The 4668-nt window shown below is 59.2% G+C and carries 3 protein-coding genes; 1 reads left to right on the top strand and 2 read right to left on the bottom strand.

The genetic code is table 11. The annotated features are described in order from the left end of the window. Positions 1-103: 103 nt before the first annotated feature. Positions 104-2053, bottom strand: coding sequence for a hypothetical protein (locus tag FJ147_27380; GenBank protein MBM4259607.1), 1950 nt, complete (start codon positions 2051-2053; stop codon positions 104-106). A 75-nt stretch (positions 2054-2128) separates the two neighbouring features. Further along, a complete protein-coding gene (locus tag FJ147_27375; GenBank protein ID MBM4259606.1) occupies positions 2129-2935 on the bottom strand; it encodes a hypothetical protein in 807 nt (268 codons plus the stop codon). A 578-nt stretch (positions 2936-3513) separates the two neighbouring features. Between FJ147_27375 and FJ147_27370 the strand changes: the two genes are divergently transcribed. Next, positions 3514-4539, top strand: a complete 1026-nt coding sequence (locus FJ147_27370) for a lactonase family protein (protein ID MBM4259605.1) — start codon at positions 3514-3516, stop codon at positions 4537-4539. Positions 4540-4668: the final 129 nt, after the last annotated feature.

Below are 4668 nucleotides of genomic sequence, written 5' to 3'. Positions count from 1 at the left end.
CACCAAGTCCAAACGCGGGCCGAAGAAGCCAGTACCTCACAAACTGAGTGGCAAAAAACAAACGCACGTATCGACTGCGCGGATTCTGGCGATGCGACGGTAGTCAACCGACCTTTACAGGGATGGCCAGATACGCCGCCCGGGCCACTGTTACTCCCATGGCCTGATGGACAGCGAGCCCCTGACGTATCTGCGCCACGCCTTCCTCCGCGTGTCCTTGCCGAGCTAACGCCCAGCCCCGCAGCATCATCGCTTGCGCTAACCAATGGGGAAACCCGTGCGTCGTCGACACCGCGATCGCGGCCTCGGCTCGCTCGCGAGCCAAGGCGGGTTCCTGCAAGAGCTGATGGAGCACCCCTGCCAAGGCCATCGCCGACCCCAACGGAAAAGGCACAGCGAGCGACTGGGCAAACGCGACCGCTTCCAGGCTCTTCGTGCGGGCTTGCTCTACATACCCTTGGTAGCACAGCGCCTGGGCGATATAGGGGCGGCAGTGGACATTCGGATCGGCGACTTCATAACCCTCAGGGAAGAGGAACGTCTGGGAGTTCGACAATTGGGCGTTACAGAGAGCCTCTGCCTGCTGCATATGGGCGACGCAGGCCGCAAACTCGCCGAGGTGAAATAACGAGGTGCCTAACACCAAGTGAGCCTGGAGGAGAAGCGTTGGGCCTTGGCGCCGTTGGGCGACAGAGAGGAGTCGTTCGCCAATGGCACGCATTGTCTGTAACTCCCCCCGTACTAAGTGATACCACGCCAGTCCGGTGAGTGCCAAAAAGAGTTGCGGCGTGTCGCTTAGCTGCTGACACAAGGCACGGGCACGAGTGTAGGTTCTGCTCACCTCCGCAGCACCGTATCCCTTAGTCATGTGCAATGGCACGCCCAAGGCAATGAGTAGCGAGAGTTCTTGCTGTGCACGCTCTGGGGTGTCAGGCAGCCGCTGGAGTAATTCCAGCGCCTGGGTAAGGTGGAGAATCGCTTCCTGTGGGGCGCGCCGCCGCAACGCCATCCATGCGGCTGTCTCCAGGTATTGGATCGCCCTTCGGTAGTCGCGTCCCTGGGCAAAATGCACGGCCAACTCTACGGCAATCTCTCTGGCCTGGGTGCCATAACCCTGCTCTTTGCGCAGGCCGACCTGCTGGTGCCACTGGGCACGGCGGGCCGCGGTCAGCCGTGTGTAGACAATCTCCTGGTGCAACGCGTGCCGAAACCGATACTGCGAGGCGACTGTCCCATCCGGCCATTCCCCTATCCCGCTTGCCTGCAGAAACAGTTCACGCTGGACCAAGGCGGCGCAGCACTGCTCAACGGTCTGGCTGTCTGTCGCAAGCACAGTGGCAACCGTCGCCGCCGAGAATTCTATGCCTGACACACTCGCCGCTGCCAAGACTTCCTGCTCTGAACTGCTGAGCCATTTGACCTGCTGTTCGATGAACTGGTGGATACTGGCCGGCGTCTTCTTTGTTGCACGCTGTCGTTGCAGTGCCCACTGTCCGTGACGTTGCACCATCACTCCCGTGGCCAGCAAATCGTTCACCACGTTGACCATAAACAGTGGGTTCCCCTCCGTGCGTTGATACACCACCCGCGCCATCTCGTGGCGAATCGCGGTAATACCACCGGCAAACCGTTGGGTGAGATAGTCCGCTACCGCGTCTTCGCTGAGTAACGTCACCGGGAGTTCCTGACAGAGGTCGTGCAACTGTAACTCGCGCTTGAGATCGACCAACGGATGCGCGCGCTGCAAAACATCGACTGGGCGATAGGTGCCGAGCAGCAGCAGACGGGCGGGTTCTCGTCGTCGGGCCAGAAAATCGAGCAGGCTGAGGGTCGATCGATCACTCCAATGCAGGTCGTCCAGCCACAGCACCAAACCGTGCTCTGCAGTCAAGGCTTCCAATGCGTGCGCGCATTCGCGCATCATGCGCTCTTGTGTGGCCCCGACCGTCTGACGTTGCAACGCGAGCTGTTCGGCAGGGTCAATCAGCCCTGGCAACTGCGCCAGCCACACCGGTGCATGCCGCCGCAAGATAGTGAGCGGCCCATCAGCCACCGGGCCATCAGGAGAGTTCTTGAAAAGAGTATTCCAAGCTCAAGCAATCAAAATCCTCAATATCCGTCTAATCTATTAAGGTTTAGGGAATACTTTGGTCAATGCGCAGATGGTATAATCTTTCCTGTAAATCGCCTCAGCACCAGCCGGACGACACAAACGCTCAAACGCTTCCAACACTGGCAGATAGGCGTCGCCGGTGCCGTATTGGTTGATGCATTGTCCGTGAGCGAAGCTCACGGGTGAGGCTAGAGGCTTGAGGCTAGGGACTTGTGGGGAGGAAACTAGTCTCCAGTCTCCAGCCTCTAGTCTCTGCCGAAAGGCTTCTATAAGCGTGGTCTTGCCGATCCCTGGCTCACCGGTGACGAAGACGAGCTGCCGCTGACCGCTTTGCGCTGTGTCTAACCACTTGTGTAATTGCTGTAACTCGGCCTCGCGACCGACGAGTGGCGAGGCTAGAGACCTGAGGCTTGAGGCTTGTCCGCTTGGTGGTGGAGGGGAAACTAGTCCCAAGTCTCTAGCCCCTAGCCCCAAGGTGGGCAGCGTGGTGGTGGCGATGGGCGTCATCAGCCGATACCCCAGCCGATGCACGGTCTCAATATAGCGCGGGACTTTGGCCTCATCGTTCAACGCCTGGCGCACACGGCTGATGCAAGCTTTGAGCACAGCCTCCGTCACCACAATCCCCGGCCAGACCGCCTCAAGCAGCGCGTCTTTGGTCACCAATTGCTCGGCATGGTCGACCAGACAGCGTAAGACCGCGTAGTCCTTGGGGCGCAGAGCGACACGGCGGTTGCCACGCCAGAGGCACTGATTGTCCAGGTCCAGACGAAGAGACTCAAGAACTCGCAATTTCGGGGTGCGCTGCTCTTTGGCGTTCATACGACAACCACGTAACCGCAACGTTACCAAAAATGACGCTGATGTAACGACTGTGCCTATACCTCTTGTGAGCTGTCAAGGCGCCAGACAGATAGAGATGGAAGTACGATGAAGGGCAGAAGCACAGGCATCGGTCACAACTTAAGAGTCCGGCCTGGTTTCTCAAGCACTGCACAACGTCGCAAGGTTCCTTCTCCCTCAGGGAGAGGGAATTTTTCGCTGCTAAGTGCTCAAGTTGTGACTGGTGGAAGCACAGGGGCCCACGCTGGTTGCCCGTGCGTTCTCCCAGAGATAGCAACCCTATACCGTGCATGGGCACGAATTGCGCTTTTTGCGCCGTGCCTACGGTTACTGTCATTCTGAACGGAGCACCACGGAGTGAAGAATCTCTCAGCGGGAGAGGAGGAGAGATGCTTCGCTATGCTCAGCATGACAAAACCGCACTCTCTGCCCGCGCGGAGTATATCTGCATGCCGCCCACGTGACCGAAACGTGACCGAAACGTTACCCTAACGTGACGACTTTGCCTCCCGCTTTTGTTAATCGGCAAAGACAATACGCACTAAGGAGGATACGTCATGTTCACCCATTTGTTCTGTAACACTCGTTCACACGCCGGCCGCCGCTGTGCTTCTTGGCGCCACACCACTCTCTGGAGCAAGAGCAGAAACTTACGCAGCAAGGTCATTGCGAGCACCGCGAAGCAATCTTTGTGTTCTGCAGAGATTGCTTCGTCACCGGAGCCTGCCCTGAGCCTAAATCAGACCACAGAAGATTCGTACACTTCATCACAAGGTGTCTCGGTTATCCCCCCGGCGATAAATCACCGGGCTACATCACAACGCCCCATAAATGGGGCTGAAGCCGGATTGATCCGGCGTAGTTATGTAGCCCGGCCATTTATGGCCGGGGACCGTGAGTGTGCCAGTGTCGTGTGGTTCGATTTAGTCGAAGGGGCTCCTCGCAATGACAGCTCGCCCTTAACTTTCCGCAGTTGCCCGTCTTGGAAAAGAGCAGCAGCGTTGCTGCTGCTGCCGCCGTTTGTCGTGTTGTTCTCACCAACAGTTATTTTCGCGCAGACTAGCACACTCACCGTCATCGATAACGAGCCGGTCGACATCGCACCAGGCGAGCCCGGCCCCGGCGACAACATGGTTTTCTCGGTGCGCCGGAATGCGACCTATGTGGTAACGCTGTCCTTCACCACTGGCCAGCCGGGAGAGTTCGTCACGCACATATTGAACCGCGACGGAACCCTGGACCTCGTGGGCCGGACGCCCGGCGGCGTGGAGCCGCGCGCGATCGCCATGGCTCGCAACGGCGACTATGTGGTCGTCGCCAACTCCGCCGCCAACCAGATCGCGGTGATGTCGATCGGCGAGGACGGCGTGCTCCGGGAGGTCAGCCGCACCTCGAGCGGGGGCCTGAACCCCTACGACGTAGCCGTGGGGTTCAACGACATCGTGGTGGTGGCCAACCGCGACTCAGACCAGATCAACACCTTCCACATCGACCGCCGGGGGCGGCTCACGCCGCTGGCCCTGGCCTGGTGCAAAGACGCCTCACGCTGCCTGTTGAAAGTGGACCTGCTTTTCTTCCGCTAGCGTGAGCTGGCGGAAGGCCTGTTGGCGTTGGGCCTGGAGCGACGGCCCCAGGTGCTGCTGGCACCACTGCCGGACTTGTGTGGTAGAAACCGTCGCCAGTGCGTCTCGAATCACTTCGGGTGTAGTGGA

Source organism: Deltaproteobacteria bacterium (assembly GCA_016874775.1).
GTDB lineage: Bacteria > Desulfobacterota > Binatia > Bin18 > Bin18 > VGTJ01.
This window is presented reverse-complemented; position numbering and strand designations above follow the sequence as displayed.